At 75.0% G+C, this 16,223-nt stretch carries 15 protein-coding genes; 8 read left to right on the top strand and 7 right to left on the bottom strand.

Annotation, left to right across the window (positions count from 1 at the left end):
• Positions 1-150: 150 nt before the first annotated feature.
• The 3 genes from NUM_RS13805 to eccCa all read right to left on the bottom strand — a co-directional run bounded on the left by NUM_RS13805 (position 151) and on the right by eccCa (position 5,009).
• Positions 151-453, bottom strand: coding sequence for a WXG100 family type VII secretion target (locus NUM_RS13805; RefSeq protein ID WP_030447105.1), 303 nt, complete (start codon positions 451-453; stop codon positions 151-153).
• Positions 454-520: 67 nt separating this feature from the next.
• Positions 521-835, bottom strand: coding sequence for a WXG100 family type VII secretion target (locus NUM_RS13810; RefSeq protein WP_030447104.1), 315 nt, complete (start codon positions 833-835; stop codon positions 521-523).
• Between the two features lie 166 nt (positions 836-1,001).
• Positions 1,002-5,009 (bottom strand): type VII secretion protein EccCa, encoded by a 4,008-nt coding sequence (gene eccCa / locus NUM_RS13815; protein WP_207125228.1) that lies wholly within the window; start codon positions 5,007-5,009, stop codon positions 1,002-1,004.
• Positions 5,010-5,176: 167 nt separating this feature from the next.
• On the opposite strand from eccCa, the gene NUM_RS13820 reads away from it, so the two are divergent.
• From NUM_RS13820 to eccD, 5 genes are all read left to right on the top strand, one after another.
• Complete coding sequence (locus NUM_RS13820) at positions 5,177-5,920, top strand: WXG100 family type VII secretion target (protein ID WP_225918551.1); 744 nt, start codon at positions 5,177-5,179, stop codon at positions 5,918-5,920.
• Positions 5,921-5,949: 29 nt separating this feature from the next.
• Positions 5,950-7,209: a WXG100 family type VII secretion target gene (locus tag NUM_RS13825; protein WP_207125229.1), complete on the top strand. Its 1,260-nt coding sequence runs from the start codon at positions 5,950-5,952 to the stop codon at positions 7,207-7,209.
• A 34-nt stretch (positions 7,210-7,243) separates the two neighbouring features.
• A complete protein-coding gene (locus NUM_RS13830) occupies positions 7,244-7,780 on the top strand; it encodes a hypothetical protein (protein WP_207125230.1) in 537 nt (178 codons plus the stop codon).
• A 16-nt stretch (positions 7,781-7,796) separates the two neighbouring features.
• The gene (locus NUM_RS13835) at positions 7,797-8,105 is read left to right on the top strand and encodes a YbaB/EbfC family nucleoid-associated protein (protein WP_207125231.1); all 309 of its coding nucleotides are present in this window, start codon (positions 7,797-7,799) and stop codon (positions 8,103-8,105) included.
• 62 nt (positions 8,106-8,167) lie between these two features.
• The gene (gene eccD, locus NUM_RS13840) at positions 8,168-9,541 is read left to right on the top strand and encodes a type VII secretion integral membrane protein EccD (protein WP_207125232.1); all 1,374 of its coding nucleotides are present in this window, start codon (positions 8,168-8,170) and stop codon (positions 9,539-9,541) included.
• A gap of 76 nt (positions 9,542-9,617) precedes the next feature.
• Here the strand turns inward: eccD and NUM_RS13845 are convergent, their stop codons facing one another.
• Complete coding sequence (locus tag NUM_RS13845) at positions 9,618-10,673, bottom strand: type VII secretion protein EccE (protein WP_207125233.1); 1,056 nt, start codon at positions 10,671-10,673, stop codon at positions 9,618-9,620.
• A gap of 121 nt (positions 10,674-10,794) precedes the next feature.
• Between NUM_RS13845 and eccB the strand changes: the two genes are divergently transcribed.
• The 3 genes from eccB (at position 10,795) to NUM_RS13860 (ending at position 13,430) form a co-directional block, all read left to right on the top strand.
• Entirely contained in the window at positions 10,795-12,174 is a 1,380-nt protein-coding gene (eccB, locus tag NUM_RS13850) for a type VII secretion protein EccB (protein ID WP_207125234.1), read from the top strand.
• A gap of 41 nt (positions 12,175-12,215) precedes the next feature.
• Positions 12,216-12,860 carry a LuxR C-terminal-related transcriptional regulator gene (locus NUM_RS13855; protein WP_207125235.1) on the top strand — a complete coding sequence of 215 codons (645 nt, stop codon included), beginning with the start codon at positions 12,216-12,218 and terminating at the stop codon, positions 12,858-12,860.
• A gap of 138 nt (positions 12,861-12,998) precedes the next feature.
• Positions 12,999-13,430, top strand: a complete 432-nt coding sequence (locus NUM_RS13860; RefSeq protein WP_207125236.1) for an FHA domain-containing protein — start codon at positions 12,999-13,001, stop codon at positions 13,428-13,430.
• 73 nt (positions 13,431-13,503) lie between these two features.
• Here the strand turns inward: NUM_RS13860 and NUM_RS13865 are convergent, their stop codons facing one another.
• From NUM_RS13865 to NUM_RS13875, 3 genes are all read right to left on the bottom strand, one after another.
• Positions 13,504-13,884 carry a nuclear transport factor 2 family protein gene (locus NUM_RS13865; protein ID WP_207125237.1) on the bottom strand — a complete coding sequence of 127 codons (381 nt, stop codon included), beginning with the start codon at positions 13,882-13,884 and terminating at the stop codon, positions 13,504-13,506.
• A 163-nt stretch (positions 13,885-14,047) separates the two neighbouring features.
• On the bottom strand, positions 14,048-15,811 hold the full coding sequence (locus NUM_RS13870; protein WP_207125238.1) for a DUF885 domain-containing protein: 1,764 nt from the start codon (positions 15,809-15,811) through the stop codon (positions 14,048-14,050).
• The coding region (locus tag NUM_RS13875) for an LLM class flavin-dependent oxidoreductase (protein ID WP_207125239.1) at positions 15,811-16,223 on the bottom strand (413 nt) is incomplete at its 5' end. The genes NUM_RS13870 and NUM_RS13875, both read right to left, overlap by 1 nt.

The raw sequence follows: 16,223 nt of genomic DNA on the forward strand, positions 1-16,223 counted from the left end.
GCGAGCCCCTGCCAGGGCTCCCGGGTGACTCCCGGGTGCCGGCGGACGCTCAGTAGGGAGGAGGCGTCCGCCGGCACGTGGGCGGCCGTTGCGCGAACCGGACGGGCCGGTTCGCGTGGCGGCCACGGGTGATCGTCCGAAACGGATCGATCAGTTGAAGTAGCCGGCGTTCTTGTTCTCCAGCGCCAACTGGAGATCGTGCGCCTCGTTGACTTTCCCGGAGAACTGACCGATCACGCCGACGATGTCGGCGATCGCGGCGCGCAGCCGGGTCTCGGACTGCTCGGCGGCCTGGCCGGCGGTGGAACCCGACGCGTACCAGGTCTGCTTGACGGGCGCCAGGTGCTGGTGCAGCTGGTCCATGTAGTTGTCCAACGCCTTGGCCTTCGCGAACAGTGCGTCCGCGCTGGACCGCAGGGCGCCGAACTCGACGTTGATGACTTCGGCCGACATGGTTACTCCGATCAGGATCTGCGGCGCTGTCGTTGCGGGGGTCGGCGGTGCGCGGACCGCCGTCGGATCAGTTGCCGGACAGCCGGCTCAGTACGGCGCCGCCCGAGTTGACCGCACCGTTGAGGTTGCGGAACGAGTCGGACACGGTCGAGTCGCCGCTGCCGTAGTTGTGGAAGCTCTGGTTCACCAACTGCGACATGTTGTCCAGCTCGCGCGCGGCGACCTTCATGTCCTCCTGCAGCTTGCCGTGCAGCTGCCAGAACGCGTTGGCCTGGTCGCCGGCGTAGTGGCTGAGCACGGCGACGAGGTCGTTCTCCAGCTCGGTCATGGTCTTGGCCGCGCCGGTCGCGCACTCGTCGAACCCCTGCACCGCCTTGGTCATGGCGGTGGAATCTGACTGGAATCCCGGGCTACCCACGACGGGTCACCTCCTCGTTGATCAGTCTCTTCTGTTCGCAAACCCTATGAGTTGACGGTCACCCCAGTGCACGGCACAACTACCGTTCGCGGTACGGCCGAATTACCCACATCCTGGTGGGAAACCGATGTCAGTCATCGAGGAGCGCCAGGTGGATCAGCTCCGGGGCGTACCGGCGGCGCACCAGGGTGCCGCGGCCGGGTGGCTGCGCGGACATCTTCGAGTCGCCGAGGATGATGCCCTCGTCCTTGGCGCCGGACAGCAGCAGGCCGGGGCTGCCGAGCTCCCGGATCCGGCCCATGATCGGCTCGTACAGCGCCTTCGAGGCGCCGCCGGCGTGCCGGGCCAGCACCAGGTGCAGGCCGATGTCGCGGGCCAGCGGGACGAACTCCAGCAGCGGCGCCAGCGGGTTGCGACCGGACACCGCCACCAGGTCGTAGTCGTCGACCAGGATGAACAGGTCCGGGCCGGACCACCAGGAGCGGTCCCGCAGCTGCTCCGGGCGTACGTCCGGACCGGGCAGCCGGGCCTGCATCGCCTGCTGCACCTCGGCCACCACGCCGGTGAGCGTCGGCTCGGCCGCCGCGTACGACATCAGGTGGTCGCCGCCGACCGCGTCGAGCAGGCCGTGCCGGTAGTCGACCACCAGTACCGCCGCCTCGGCCGGCGTGTAGCGCTCGGTGATGCCGCGGCCGATCAGCCGCAGCAGGTTCGACTTGCCCGACTCGGTGTCGCCGAACAGCACGAAGTGCGGCTCGGCGGACAGGTCGATGCCGACCGGGCCGAGGTCGGACTCGCCGACCCCGATCGGGATCGTACGGCCGGGCAGGCTCGCCGCCGCCGGCAGCGCGGCGGCCGGGAACCGCCGGGGCAGCAGTCGTACCGGCGGGGCCGGCTCGCCGGGCCACGCTGCCCGCACCCGGGCGACCAGGTCGGCCGCGCCGTCGGTCAGGTCGTCCACTGTGGACTTCCCGTCCAGCCGCGGCAGCGCGGTCAGGAAGTGCAGCTTCTCGGCGGTCAGCCCGCGCCCGGGCGCCGCCTTCGGTACGTTCTCGGCGGCCCGGCGGTCGATCGCCGAGTCGGACGGGTCGCCGAGCCGCAGCTCGAACCGGGTGCCGATGGCGTCCCGCAGCTGCGGCCGGACGTCCATCCAGCGGTTCGCCGACAGCACCACGTGGATGCCGAACCCGAGCCCGCGGGCGGCGAGGGTGGTGATCTGCTGTTCCAGCGCCTCGTACTCCTGGCGCAGCGTCATCCAGCCGTCCACGAACAGGAACACGTCGCCGAACTCGCGCCCGTCGGCAGGGTGCGGGTCGCGCCCGTCGGCACGGTTCGGGTCGCGGCCGTCGGTACGGTGCAGGTCGGCGCGCCGGCGCCGGAACGTGGCCATCGAGTCGATCCGGTGCTCGGCGAACATCGCCTCCCGCTCGGTGAGCAGCGCGGTCAGCTCGGCCACGATCCGGCGGCAGCGTTCCACGTCCAGCCGGGCCGCGGCGCCCGAGACGTGCGGCAGCCCGGCCATCGAGGCGAGCGCGCCACCACCGAAGTCCAGCACGAAGAACTGCACCTCGGCCGGGGTGTGGGTGAGCGCCAGGGAGGTCAGCAGGCTGCGCAGCAGCGTCGACTTGCCGGCCTGCGGCGCGCCGACCACGATCGCGTTGCCGGCCTGCCCGGACAGGTCCGCCCAGAGCAGGTCGCGGCGCTGCTCGAACGGCTTGTCCACGATCGCCACCGGTACCGTCAGCCGGCCGTTGCCGGCCCAGCCGGTGGGGCACAGGCCGCGCTGCGGGTCGACCGACAGCGGCGGCAGCAGCCCGTCCATGCTGGGCGGCTCGGCCAGCGGCGGCAGCCAGATCTGGTGCGCCGCCGGGCCCTTGCCGACCAGCGCGGCGACCATCGCGTCCATGATCGTCTCGCCGGCCGGTGCGGTACCGGGTGCGGCGTGCCGCGGCCCGCCGTCGGGCGCCGGCAGGGCCTCCGGCTCGGGTACCCGGGCCAGCGTGAACGGCAGCGCCCGGTGCACCGGTGCCGGGCCGGTGTTCGCGTCGGCGCCGTCCAGCGGCGGCAGCTCGCCCGACACGTACGCCGCCTTGAACCGGATCAGCGTCGCGGTGTCGACCTTGAGGTAGGCCGAGCCTGGCACCGGCGGCAGCTCGTACGCGTCGGGCACGCCGAGCACCGCGCGCGACTCCGACGCGGAGAAGGTCCGCAGCCCGATCCGGTACGACAGGTGCGAGTCCAGGCCGCGCAGCCGGCCCTCCTCCAACCGTTGCGACGCCAGCAGCAGGTGGATGCCGAGCGACCGGCCGAGCCGGCCGATCATCACGAACAGGTCGATGAACTCCGGCCGGTCGTGCAGCAGCTCGCTGAACTCGTCGATGATCACCAGCAGCGACGGCAGCGGCCGCAGGTCGGCGCCGCCGGCCCGGGCCCGCTCGTAGTCGCGCACCGAGGCGAAGTTGCCGGCCGCGCGCAGCAGCTCCTGCCGGCGCACCAGCTCGCCGCGCAGCGCGTCGGCCATCCGGTCGACCAGCGGCAGCTCGTCGGCCAGATTGGTGATCACCGCGCAGACGTGCGGCAGCCCGGACATGCCGGCGAAGGTGGCGCCACCCTTGAAGTCGATCAGCGCCAGGTTCAGCGTCTCGGACGAGTGCGTCACCGCCAGCCCGGACACCAGGGTACGCAGCAGCTCGCTCTTGCCCGACCCGGTGGCGCCGATGACCAGCCCGTGCGGGCCCATCCCGTTCTCGGCCGACTCCTTGAGATCCAGCTCGACCGGCCGGCCGTCCGGGTCGATACCGAGCGGGATCCGCAGCCGGTTCCCGGTGGTACGGGAGGCCCAGGTCACCGCCGGATCCAGCCGGCGCGGGTCGCCGATGCCGATCAGGTCGGCCAGCCCGAACGTGGCCGACAGCGGCAGGTCGTCGCGCACGGTGGTACCGACGTGCCGCGGGGTCAGCAGCCGCGCCAGCGCCTCCGCCGACGCGCCGTCCAGGTGGTCCGCGTCGCCGGCGAACGCGACCCCGTCGTCGGTGACCATGCCGACCCGGCCGTCGGTCAGCAGCAACCGCAGCAGCCCCGGTACCGACGGGGTCTCCTCGTCCAGCGGCGCGCCGATGCGCAGCACGGTGACGCCGCCGAGCGCGCCGTCGAACGGTGCCACCGGCGCGCTCGCGTGGTCGACGACCAGCAGCACGTGTGGCAGCTCCTGCGCCGAGCGGTGCCCGAACGGCGGCCGCTCACCGAGATCGGCGCCGAGCAGTTCGGCCAGCCGGGCCGGATCGTCGGCGCAGAGCCGGATCGGGCCGGCCGCGTCGGCGGCACCGGCCGCGTGGCCGTGCGGCAGCCACTTGGTCCAGGCCCAGTCCGACCACCGCTCGGTCGGCGCGGCGATCGCGATGCGCAGGTCGTCCGGGGCGTGGAAGACGGCGAGCTCGGCGAGCAGCGACCGGGCCAGATCCAGCGCCTCGGCCCGCTCGCCGGACAGCAACACGGTGTGGAACGCGCGCAGCGAGATCGCCACCGGCAGCCCCGGTACGGTCGCGTACGCCCGGATGAAGTGGCGCAGCGAGGTGGAGCACAGCGGGTCGAGGTCCTCCAGCGGCGCGGTCTGCGGCGCCCGCAGCGGGGTGGCGAGCCGCTGCGGCCCGGTACCGATGCGCACCCGGCCGAAGTCGGCGTCGTCGCGGCCGCGCTCCCAGAGTCGCTCGGTGTCCACCAGCGTCCACAGGTCGGCCGGGTCGGGCGCGCTGGCCAGCGCCGACGCGGTCTGCGCGGTGGCGACCTTGTGCACCTGGCCGCGCAGCCCCGCGAGGTAGCGCAGGTAGTCCCGCCGCTCGTTGTTGATCTGCGCCTTCTTCGCCATCCCGCCGCGGGAGAACGACATCACCAGCATGCCGATCATCGCCCCGGCGTACAGCGCGCCGAACAGGTAGGTCATCACGCCGCCGGACCGTCCGATGTAGACGAACGACATGGCGCCCATGCCCAGCATCATCGGCAGCATGAACAGCAGCTGCATGCCGCCCTGACCGGACCCGCGCGGCAGGACCGGCGGCGACTGCAGCCCGATCTCGCCGGTCGGCGGCGTCGGCAGCGCGACGCGCCGACCCCGGCGCCGTACCGTATCGACCGTCATCGCGACTCCCTCGCCTCCCCTGGGCATCGACGCACCGCGCCGACGCCCAGACATCCTGCCCGGTCACATTGCCCATCGGTCAAGCCCTTCATGGTGGGTACTTTTGCCGTTCATTCGGTGCTCGGGCGGCACCTACGATGTGGCCGGAGCCGAGGGGGTGAGCGGGTGTGGACGGCCAGTACCAGGCGGCGCCGGAGGCGATGCGCGCCACCGTCGGCAACGTCAGTGCGATCCTGGTGCAGGCCATCAACGCGCTGCACGACCTGTCGGCGCTGATGGTCGAGCCGGAGTCGTTCGCGACGCTGGGCTCGGCGGTCGCCACCGCCAACACCGAACTGCAGGGCCAGCAGATCGTCGCGGTCCGTTCGCTGCTGGATCTGTTGGGCGACACCGCGGACTCGGTCCGGCGCAGTGCCGACGACTACGAGCAGGCCGACCAGCAGGTGGCCCACGGGTACTCGGGCGGGTCCTCGCCGCTGTGGCACGACGGGACGGCGGCGCAGCTCGCCGGCCAGGCGGTGACCGACAGCGCCGGCGCCACCGGCACCCCGCACTCGGTCGACACCGTGCTCGGTTACCTGTCCGACAGCGGGATGGGCGAGTTGGCCTACCGGCCGGCGCCGACGGGCCGGTTCGCCGACGCGGCCGACTTCGCCGACTGGCTCGACGGCGACCCGAACCACCAGTCCCGGCTCGGCGTGATCGGGGTGTACAGCGGGCAGGCGGGTGGCCTGGCCGACGTGCCCGGGGTCGCGCGCGGCGACGTGGTGATCGCCGCACCCGCCGACGGTGCCACCGGCCCGTCGATCATCGGCGTCGCCGGTGGCGACGGCCAGCTCTACAACCACGGTCCGGTGGGCCCGGACCTTCCGGACGAAAGCCTGGTCCGCGTGTACCGCCCCCTTGCCTGACCAGGCACGATGACTTTGAGAGGTGCGTCGTGACCGCGTTTCCGAACTCCAGCGCGATGGATGCCACCGCGGCCGGCGGCGGCCCCATCACGATGCTGCCGCTGATCGTCACCGGCCAACCCGCGCAGATCCTGCAACACGTCACCGAGGTGCTGGGCAAGGCGACCCAGTTCATCTCGCTGCTGGAGGACCTGGACAAGGCCCGCAAGCAGCTCGGCGAGATCTGGTCCGGGCACGCCTCGGAGAGCGCGCTGACCAAGATCGCCGAGTCGTTGCAGCAGTTCGAGAAGATCATCAAGGCGATCCAGGACGGCGCGAAGCTGCTGCAGGAGGCCGCGCAGCTGGTCCAGACCGTGCAGACCGCGTACCGGTCGATCGTGTCGGCGGTCAACCCGACGGTCGCCGCGCTGATGTCGAACCCGTGGACGCACGCCGCCGCGCGCGCCCTGTCCACCGCGACCTCCGGCACCCTGCGTTCGTTCATCCAGGCCATCGGGCAGCTGCTGAACGCGCTCGGGGTGACCAAGCTCGGCACCGTACTGACCGACCTCGGCACCGTGATCGGCGCGCTGCAGCAGCTGTTCGGCGGCGGATCGGCGGGCGCCGGCGGGGCGCTGCCCGGTGGCGGCGTCTCCGGCTCGCCGGTCACCGCACCGGGCGCGGTGACCACGGTCGCCTCCGGTACCGGCCAGCAGGCGATCGCCGGCGGCCTCGGTTCCGCCGGGCTGCCGACGATGACCCCGGTCACCGGTACCACCGCGGCGACCGGCCTGCAGGGCCTGCTGAACGTCCCCGGCCAGGTCACCAACGGCGTCACCGCCGGCCTCGGCCTGGGCACGGCGGGCCTCGGTACGGCGGGCCTCGGTACGGCGGGCCTCGGTACGGCGGGCCTGGGCACGGCGGGAGTGCCGTCCTGGATGACCGGCTACAACCCGACCGCGCTCGGCGGCGCCGGGGTGGCGGACAACAGCTGGATCCCGGTGGACGGCAACGGCGACTCCGGCAGCGCCGACACCGGTTCCGCCGGCGACTCGGGCAGCGGCGACTCCGGCTCCGACGGTGACTCCGGCAGCGGCCACTCCGGCGGCGACGGCGGGGCGACCACCACCGGCTCCGGCGACGTGCACGAGACCACGATCACCGCGACCAAGGGCGACCTGTCGGTGACCGTCGAGGTACCGGTCGAGCAGGGCCATGCCACCGGCATCGACCTGAACGTCTCGTCCGGCTCCGAGTCGATCGCCGAGCACGTCGACATCGACGCGAACGGCGCGGTGAGCGTGTCGTGACCGTCGACCGGTCCGGCGCCGCGGGGACCCGGCCATGACCGCCGTCGACCTGTCCGGGGTGCTCGCCGCGCTGCGCGAGCGGTACCGGTCGGTGCTCGCCGCGTACCGGCGGGCGGCGACCGGTGACCCGGCGGCGCTGCGGGCGGCGGGCTCCGGCCACGCGACCCGCGCCGACCGGCTCGGACAGGTCGCCGAGACGACCCGGGAGACCGCCCTGGTCGACGACTGGACCGGCCCGGCGGCCGACGCGTACCGGCGGGCCGGCGGCGCCTGGTCCGGCCGGCTCGGCGACACCGCGACGCTGCTGCGGGCGCAGCGCGACGTGCTGTACGGCGCGGCCGACGCGCTGACCGACGCGGCGGCCGGCATCGACCGGCTGGGCGCCGGGTTCGAGCGGGACTTCGCCGCGCTGATGGCCCGGTGCGGCGCGGTACCGGCCGGTCAGTGCGCGGCGGCGCTCGCGGCGGCGCGTTCGCTGGGGGAGACATACCTCTCGGCCGCCGGTAGCGTGACCACCGCGCTCCGGTCCCGGCTCGCCGACCTGGGCACCTCCGCCGCGACCTCCGAGTGATCACAGGGATGGGGACATGAACGCCGAGATCGACGACCTGCTCGACCGGGTACGCAAGCAGCAGGAGGAGGTCGAGCGGATCCAGAAGACGGTCACCGAGCTCGCCATCACCGGCTACTCGCGCAACAACGAGGTGAAGGTGACGCTGCGCGGCACCGGCCGGTTCACCGAGATCTCGATCGATCCGGACGTGGCCCGGCGGCTGGACGCGGAGGCGCTCGGCGAGGTCGTGCTGGAGGCCGTCAACGACGGGCTGCGCCGGCTCGGCGAGGCCAGTACCGCGAAGTTCCAGCCGGTCATCGACGCCGCCGGTACCGACATCTGAGCGGCCCGGCCGGGGGTACGCGCGGTCCGTTCTCGGTGGACCGTCGAAGGGAGCACAACGCCATGTCGGTGTCCTCGACGCCGCGTCGGGTCACGGTGGTCAGTCCGCGGGCGCGCGTCGACGTCGCGCTGCCGGTGGAAAGTACCCTCGCCGAGCTGCTGCCGCAGCTGGTCGCGATGACCGGGGCGCAGCTGCCGGAGCCGGCGCCGACCGGCGCGGTCACCGGCTGGTCGCTGGCCCGGCTGGGCGCGGAACCGTTCGAGGCCGGGCTGACCGTCGCCCGCGCCGGGGTGCACGACGGCGACGTGCTCTACCTCAACCCGCGCCGGACCCGGATCACCCCGCTGCTGTTCGACGACGTGGTGGACGCGATCGCGAGCGCGGCGGACGGGCCCGGCGGCTGGCGGCCGCGGCTGGCCCGGCGGGCGGCGCTGCTCGCCGCCGCGGTCGCGGTGCTGTGCGCGGTCGCGCTGCTCACCTTCGCCGGGCCGGGCGCGCCGCTCGCCCCGGCCGGTACCGGCCTGCTCGCGCTGCTGCTGGTGGTCGCCGGCGGCGCGCTGTCCCGGGCGTACGCGGACGCCACCGCCGGCGCGGTGCTCGCCGCGGCGGGCGTACCGGCGGCGCTGGTCGCCGGCGCCACCGCGATCCCGGGCATCACCGGTACCGCCCGGTTCGCGCTCGGGCTCGCCGCGGTCACCGTGTACGCGGCGCTCGCCGCGATCGCCGTCGCGGACCGCATCGCCTGGTTCGTCGCGGTCGGGGTGGCCGGCGCCGCCGGCTGCCTCGCCGGTTCGATCGCGGTTCTCGCGCACTCCACCCCGGTACGCGGTGCCGCCGTCGCCGCCGCGGTCGCGGTGGTGTGCTGCCCGGCGCTGCCGATGCTGGCGTTGCGGCTCGGCCGGCTGCCGCTGCCGCGGATCCCGTCCGACGTCGCCGCGTTCCGGGCCGAGGAGAGCCCGGTCGCCGGCCGTGACGTGGTGGACGAGACCGCCGCCGCGCAGTCCGCGCTGACCGGGCTGCTGGCGGCGCTGGCCGCGGTGGTCGCCGGTGCCGCCGTCGTGCTGGTACTCGGCCACTCCCGCTGGGGTTGGGTGGTGGCCGGCGTGGCCGGGCTGGCGCTGCTGCTGCGGTCCCGGTCCTACGCCGGTACCGGGCAGCGGATCGCGCTGCTGGTCGGTGGCGCGGCGGCGCTGATCGTGGTCGGCGCCCGGCTCGCCGCCGCGGGCGGTGACCCGCTCCGGCTGGTACTGCTGCTCGTCGCGCTGCTGGTGGTGGTCGGCGCGACGCTCGTTGCGCTGCGGGCCGGCGCCCGCGACCCCTCGCCGTACTGGTCCCGGCTGTTCGACGTGCTGGAGTTCCTGTCCCTGGTCGGCGTGCTCCCGCTCGCCGCGGCCGTCCTGGAGATCTACCAGCGGGTCCGCGACCTCACCGGCTGACCCGCGTCCGCCGCCCTGGGCGGTCCCGGCGTGGTCGGGCCGGTCGGCCCGCTGACCCGTCGCCGTGCCGGTGCGGTCAGAGAGCGAGAGGCAGGGTGCGGCGGGTGGCGGGGGCGTGCTCGCCGTCCAGGCGGTACGCCGGCAGGTCGAGGGCGGCGACCACGGTGTCCGGGGTGATCCGGCTCTGCGCGGCCGGCGCGCCGGCCCGCAGCAGCAGCGACACGTCCGGCTCGGTGCCGGTGTCCGGCCGGGTCAGGGTCAGCGACACCGCGGTGAACGCGGCGTCGTCCGGCGCCGGGCGGTTCAGCGCGTCGGCCACGTCGACCCGGCTGGGCAGCCGGTACACCGCCTGCTGGCCGCCGCCGACCTGCTGGCCGCGCCAGTGTTCGGCGATCGACGTCGCCGCGCCCGGGGTGGCGCCCAGCGCGGCGGCGAGCTCCTCGCGCAGCGCCGCGCCGTCCAGCACGTGCGCCTCGACGCCCGCCTCGGCGAGCTGCAGGCCCAGCGCGAGCACGCAGTTCGCGGTAGCGCGCAGGGCCCCCGCGGTGCCACCGCCGCGCGCCTCCACCGCGGCCGGGCAGGCCGCCGGCGAGAACCGCACCGCGAGCCAGCTGGTGCGCACCTGCTCCTCGCCGACCGGTACCCGCCAGGTCACCAGCTGCACCGCGGCGGGCGGCAGCTCGGCCCGCCGGTACCCGGCGAGCAGCGGACCGATCAGCTCGGCCGGCTCGACCCCGGCGTCGATCCGCAGCACCGCCGAGAAGAACCGGCCGTACGCGGCGACCCCGGTACGGTTGCCGGCCCGGTCGGCGCACGTCGACACCGCGAGGCCGGGCAGTACCGTGTCGATCGCCTCGCTCGCCGCCGGCGCACCGCGGCGCGCCCGGTAGCGCGCCAGCGAACCGAGCCACTGGTAGCCGAACCTGCCCCGCCAGCGCGGTGCGGTGACCGCCACCGCGGCCAGACCCGTTGCGGCGACGGCGATCCCGGGCAGCTGCCAGGGCGCGCCGGCGAGCACGGTGCCGGCCGCGGCGAGCTGCCAGGTGGCGACCTGGCCGGGCCGCACGGGGAAGCGCCGGCGGTGCGTCAGCCGGGCCGGTGCCGGCGCATCCGGCAGGGTCGCGATCGCCACGGCTGGCCCCACAATCGGTGTCGGTATTTCTACGGTGTCGACGGTTCGGCGGGCCCACATATAGTGCACCGGGTACCGGCCGCCCGTCGAGGCCGGAACGCGGCACAGCGAGGACGAGGCGATGTGGACCCAGCGCGATCAGGTGCAGGCGTACCAGTTCCTGCGCCGCCGCCTGGTGTCCGCGTTGGTGGCGGCGGACGCGAACCATCCGGTGTCGCCGAGCCGCCGGCTGATCCTGTCCAGCATCCTGGGCCTGGCCGCGGTGCTGCTCGTCGCCGGCGGGTTCGGGGTGTACGGGCTGCTCAAGCCGGGCGCCGGCGCCGACTGGCGCAAGACCGGCCAGGTGGTGCTCGCGACCGACACCGGCGCGAGCTACGTGCTCGGCGGTGACGGCCGGCTGCACCCGATGCGCAACTACGCCTCGGCGCGACTGCTGGCCGGTGGCAACGGATCCGCCACGGTCAGCGTGCCGTCGAGCGCCCTGCACGACGCGCCGCGCGGCGCCACCCTCGGCATCGCCGGTGCGCCGGAGGCGCTGCCGGCCGGCAAGCAGCTGCTGGCCGGGCCGTGGACGGTGTGCGCGCAGCGGCCGACCGGTGGCCCCGCCGCGGCCACCCCGACCACGACGGTGCTGGTGGGCGCCCGCCCGGCCGGTACCGCGGTGCCGGCGAGCCGCGGCCTGGTGGTCAAGGACCCGGACGGCACCCGCTACCTGCTCGTCGCCGCCACCCGCTACCGGGTGGCGAGCGACCGCGCGCTGGTCGCGATCGGCTTCGACGCGGTCGATCCGGTCCCGGTGCCGGCGTCGTTCGTCGCCGCGCTGCCGGCCGGGCCGGACCTGGCCGCCGCGACCGTGCCGCACACCGGCAGCACCGGGGTGCCGGTCGGCGGCAAGGGCCGGCTGGTCGGCCAGGTGCTGCGGGCGGCGACGGTCGGCTCCCCGTCGTACCGCTACTACGTGGTGCGCGCGGACGGGCTGGCCGCGCTGACCGAGACGCAGGCGGCGCTGCTGCTGGGCGCGCCGGGGGAGCGTGCCGCCTACGGCGGGGCGGCGCCGAAGCTGGTCGACGTGGCCGGCGCGGACGTCGCCGACGCCAAGCGCGCGCACGCCGAGGCCGCCGACTTCCCGGCCCGGCTGCCCCGCCCGGTGACCGGCGCGGACCGGCTCTCGGTGTGCGCCACCGGTTCCGGCGGTACCCCGAGCACGCTGCTGCTGGCCACCAGCCCGGCGCCGGCCGGGGCGAAGCCGGTGCCGGTCTCCGGCCGTACCGACCGGGTCGCGAACGAGATCTACCTGCCGCCGGGCCGCGCCGCGCTGGTCTCCGCCGGTAGCGTGTACCTGCTCACCGACCAGGGCGAACGGTTCCGGGTGGCCGACTCCGCGTCGCTCGCCGCGCTCGGCTACGGGTCGGTCCGCCCGACGCCGGTGCCGGCAGCGCTGCTCGCTCTGTTCCCGTCCGGGCCGACACTGTCCACCGCGGCCGCGGCGAGCACCGGCTGAACCGTGGGCCGGTCGGTGGCATGGCTTCCTGGGGAGGGCCGATGGACGCGACGGTTCGGCAGATCGCGGTCTGCGTGGTGGAGGACCACCCGCTCTACCGCGCCGCTCTGGTGCGCGCGCTGTCCGAGGCGCCGGACGTGACGGTCGGCGTCACCGCCGGCTCGCTGGAGGAGTTCTCCGCGTACCGGCCGGACCCGGGCGGCGTGGTCATCCTCGACCTGCGGCTGCCCGGGGTGCGCGACGCCGCCGCGGTGGTCGACGTGGTGGGCCGGGGCCACCGGGTACTGGTGGTGTCGGCGCACGGCGACCAGCGCGACGTGCTGGCCGCGATGGCCGCCGGCGCCCGCGGGTACCTGACGAAGAACTCCGACGCGGACGAGATCCTGCGTGCGGTGCGCGAGGTCGCCGCCGGCAACAGCTACGTCTCGCCGACGCTCGCGTCGTTCCTGCTGGAGTCGTCCCGGGAGCGGCAGGCCGGGGTGCGGCTGGAGCTGTCCGACCGGGAACGCGAGGTGCTCGGGCTGGTCGCGGCCGGCGAACGGGACCAGGACATCGCCGAGGCGCTGAACATCAGCGTCCGGACGGTGCGCTCGCACCTGGACCGGATCCGGGAGAAGACCGGCGCCCGCCGCCGCGCGGAGCTCACCGGCGAGGCGTACCGCCGCGGCATCGTCCCGCCGTCCTGACCGGGCCGTCGGCCGGGTGGTCGGCGGCTGGCGTGGTTCCGACCGGCGAGGGCGGTTACCCGCCGGTGAACTGGGCGGCTGTGTCACCGGGCGTCGGGCTGTGCGGTTATTGTCCGGCTGCGGCGGTAGGGTGGCCCAATGACCACTGCCGACCAGACGCATCCGCTGATGGACGCCACCTCGGTGCTCAACCTGGACACCCTGGCCGAGATGCTCGGCGATCCCCGAGCCGACCACAACGCGGCGGTCGCCGATGCCCTACCGCCCTACCTGGCGGTGCTGCTGGTGCGGGGCGGTCCGCAGACCGGCGCCCAGTTCCTGCTCGACCGCGACGTGGTCACCGCCGGCCGGCATCCCGACGGCGACATCTTCCTGGACGACGTGACGGTGTCCCGCCGGCACGCCGAGTTCCTCCGGGACGGGACCAGGTTCTCGGTGCGCGATCTCGGCAGCCTGAACGGCACCCACCTCAACGACGAACGGGTCGAGTCCGCGGTGCTGTCGCACGGTGACGAGATCCGGATCGGCAAGTTTCGCCTGGTGTTCATCGCTCCGGCGGCGCGGCCGTAGTCGGTCGCACGGCCCGGCACGGCCGGGTTCCCGACCTGGCGACACGCTCGGGTAGCCGGGGCCCGCGCGCCGGTCAGTGCTGGTGGGTGGTCGCCTCCGCGTGGTGGTGCACGATGACCCAGCGCCCGCCGCTGCGGCGGAGCACGTCGGAGACGCGGAAGCACTCGTCCGGCCGGTCCGGGTCGGGGTGGCTCGCCCGCAGCAGGTAGCGGGCCAGCCCGGTGTCGCCCCAGTCGTCGGTCCGCAGCTGCTCGGGTACCACGGTCGGCGGAGTCCGGTCGGTGGCCGGCTGCCGCCCGTCGCGCAGCGCATCGAGGTCGGCGAGCCCGACGAGCAGCCGGTCGGCATCGGATTCCCAGATGGTGACGGCCCGGTCGAGGTGCGCGTCGAAGCCGGCCCGGTCGCCCAGGCAGCCGTACAGGTGCCGGATGTGGTCGGCGATCGTGTCGGTCATCGGGTGTCCTTCCTCGCCGGCGGCGTGCCCCGGCTCGGCGTGCGGGGTCATGGCCTGCCCGCCGGGGTGGCGCGACGGGTCGTCTCGCGCGAGGGGTTGGCGCGACGGGGCGGTTCGTGCGGGGTGGCGCGACGGGGCGGTTCGTGCGGTGCGGCCGGTTGGGTCATGACGTCGGGCCCTCCTCGGCGAGGGCGCCGGGCCCCGGGGCCCCCTCGGCCAGGGCGCCGGCCAGTACGTCGAGGCCGGCCGGGCCGAGCCGCAGCGCCCGGGCGTGGAACTCGCGGGTGCTCAGCCCGGCGCGGGTGGCGCGGTCCCGGGCCTGCTCCCACAGCCGCGCGCCGACCTTGAAGGCGAGCGCCTGCCCGGGCCAGCCCAGGTACCGGTCGACCTCGAACCGGGCGGTCGCGCGGTCCATGCCGGCGATCCGGGCCAGGAACGAGACGGCGAGGTCCGGGGTCCAGCGGGTCGCGGTGGTGAAGCCGTTGCCGGCCGGGATCGGCAGGTCGAGGTGCAGCCCGGCGTCGATGACGATCCGGCAGGCGCGCCAGATCTGGCCGCAGAGCAGGCCGAGCTGCTCGCCGGGGCCGGCGATCAGGCCGATCTCGGCGGCGAGGCCCTCGGCGTAGTGGGCCCAGCCCTCGGCGTACCCGTGCACCTCGCACAGGGTGCGCTGCCACGGGTGCAGGTCGGGCAGTGTCAGCGTGATCGCGTGTTGCAGGTGGTGGCCGGGCAACGATTCGTGGTGCAGGGTGCTGATCTCGCGCCAGGTGCTCGCCTCGTCCTGGCCGGGCGGCAGGCACCACCAGACGCGGCCGGGCCGGGTGAGCCCGGGGTCGGGCGCCGTGTAGTACATGACGCCGGAGGCGGCCGGGGTGATCCGGCACTCGACCCGGCGGGTCGCGGCCGGGATGTCGAAGTGGGTGCCGTCCAGCGCGCCGGTGATCTGCTCGACCCGTTCGTTGAGCCAGTCGGTGAGCGCGGGCAGGCCGACGAGCCGGCCCCGCGGGTCGGCGTCGAGTGCCGCCATCGCGTCGGCGACGGTACCGCCGGGCACGAGCTCGTCGGCGACCGCGCGCATCCGGGTGGCGAGCCGGTCCAGCTCGGCCCAGCCGTACGCGTAGACCTCGTCCAGGTCGATCGTGGCGCCGAGGAAGCTGCGCGCGGTGATCGCGTACAGCTCGCGCCCGACGCCGTCCGTCTCGGGCGCGGCAGGTGCCAGCTCGGTACGCAGGTACGCCTCGAACTCGGCGGTGGCGGCGGTCGCGGCGGCGGCGCCGGCGGTGAGGCGAGCGCCGCTCGGTCCGCCGGGGTAGCGGCCGACGAGGCCGGGGTAGAAGTCGTCCCGGCGCGGGTCGGTCCACGCGGCGCACTGGTCGGCGACGGCGAGCACCTGGCGGCGGGCGACCCGCTGGCCGCGGTCGGCCGACCGGGCCAGCGTCTGCCGGTACTGCGCGAGCGCGGTGGGCACCGCGGCGAGCGTGTCCGCCACGACCGCCCAGTCGGCCTCGGTCTCGGTGGGCAGGTCGTCGAACGCCGACCGGACCAGGTGTACCGGCGTGGCGAGCGGCGCGAGCAGCCGCGGGGTGAAGCCGCTGTCGTGCAGGTCGGTCTCGGCGGCGAGCCGGTCGGCGAGCGCACCGGCCAGCATCCGGTCGGCACCGGTGTGCGGGGTCGCGGCGGCCAGCGCGCCCGCGGTACGGGCGGCGAGTTCCGCGCGCGCGTCGTACGCGTCCGGCGACAGGTCCGGCAGCACCGGCGCCGGGCGGCCGATCGTCAGCGCCGCCTTCGGCTCCCAGCCGGCGAGCGAGTCCAGGTAGTCGTCGGCGACCCGCCGAACGGCGCTGGCCCCGACGGCGCCGGCATCGGCGGTGCCGGTTCCACCGGTGTTCGGGTCGCCGTCGCTGGGACGGTGGGTCGGGGTGGTCATCATTCACCTGCCAGATAGCGGATCCGGGGAAGTACCTTGGCGCCGAGCAGGTCCACGCCCTGCCGGTCGGTGCGGCCGTGCGGGGTGCCGAACTCGATCCGGTCGGCGCCGGCGTCGAGCAGCGCGGCGGCGTGCTCGGCGACCTCGTCCGGGGTGCCGGCGAAGCAGAACCGGTCGAGCAGCTCGTCCCCGATCAAGGCACCGGCCTCGGCGTGCGCGCCGGCCGCGACGAGCGTGCCGAGCCGGCGCAGCAGGTCGGGATCGACCTCGACGGTGGGGTCGAGTGCGGCCACCACGTCGAGGTACATGGCGACCTCGGCGCGGGCCCGCCGGCGCGCGGTGCCCCGGTCGTCGTCGACGACGGTGACCGCGCCGGCGACCACCCCGACCGCGTCGGCGGCGCGGCCCGCCG

The organism is Actinocatenispora comari (genome assembly GCF_017312725.1).
Classification (GTDB): Bacteria; Actinomycetota; Actinomycetes; order Mycobacteriales; family Micromonosporaceae; genus Actinocatenispora; species Actinocatenispora comari.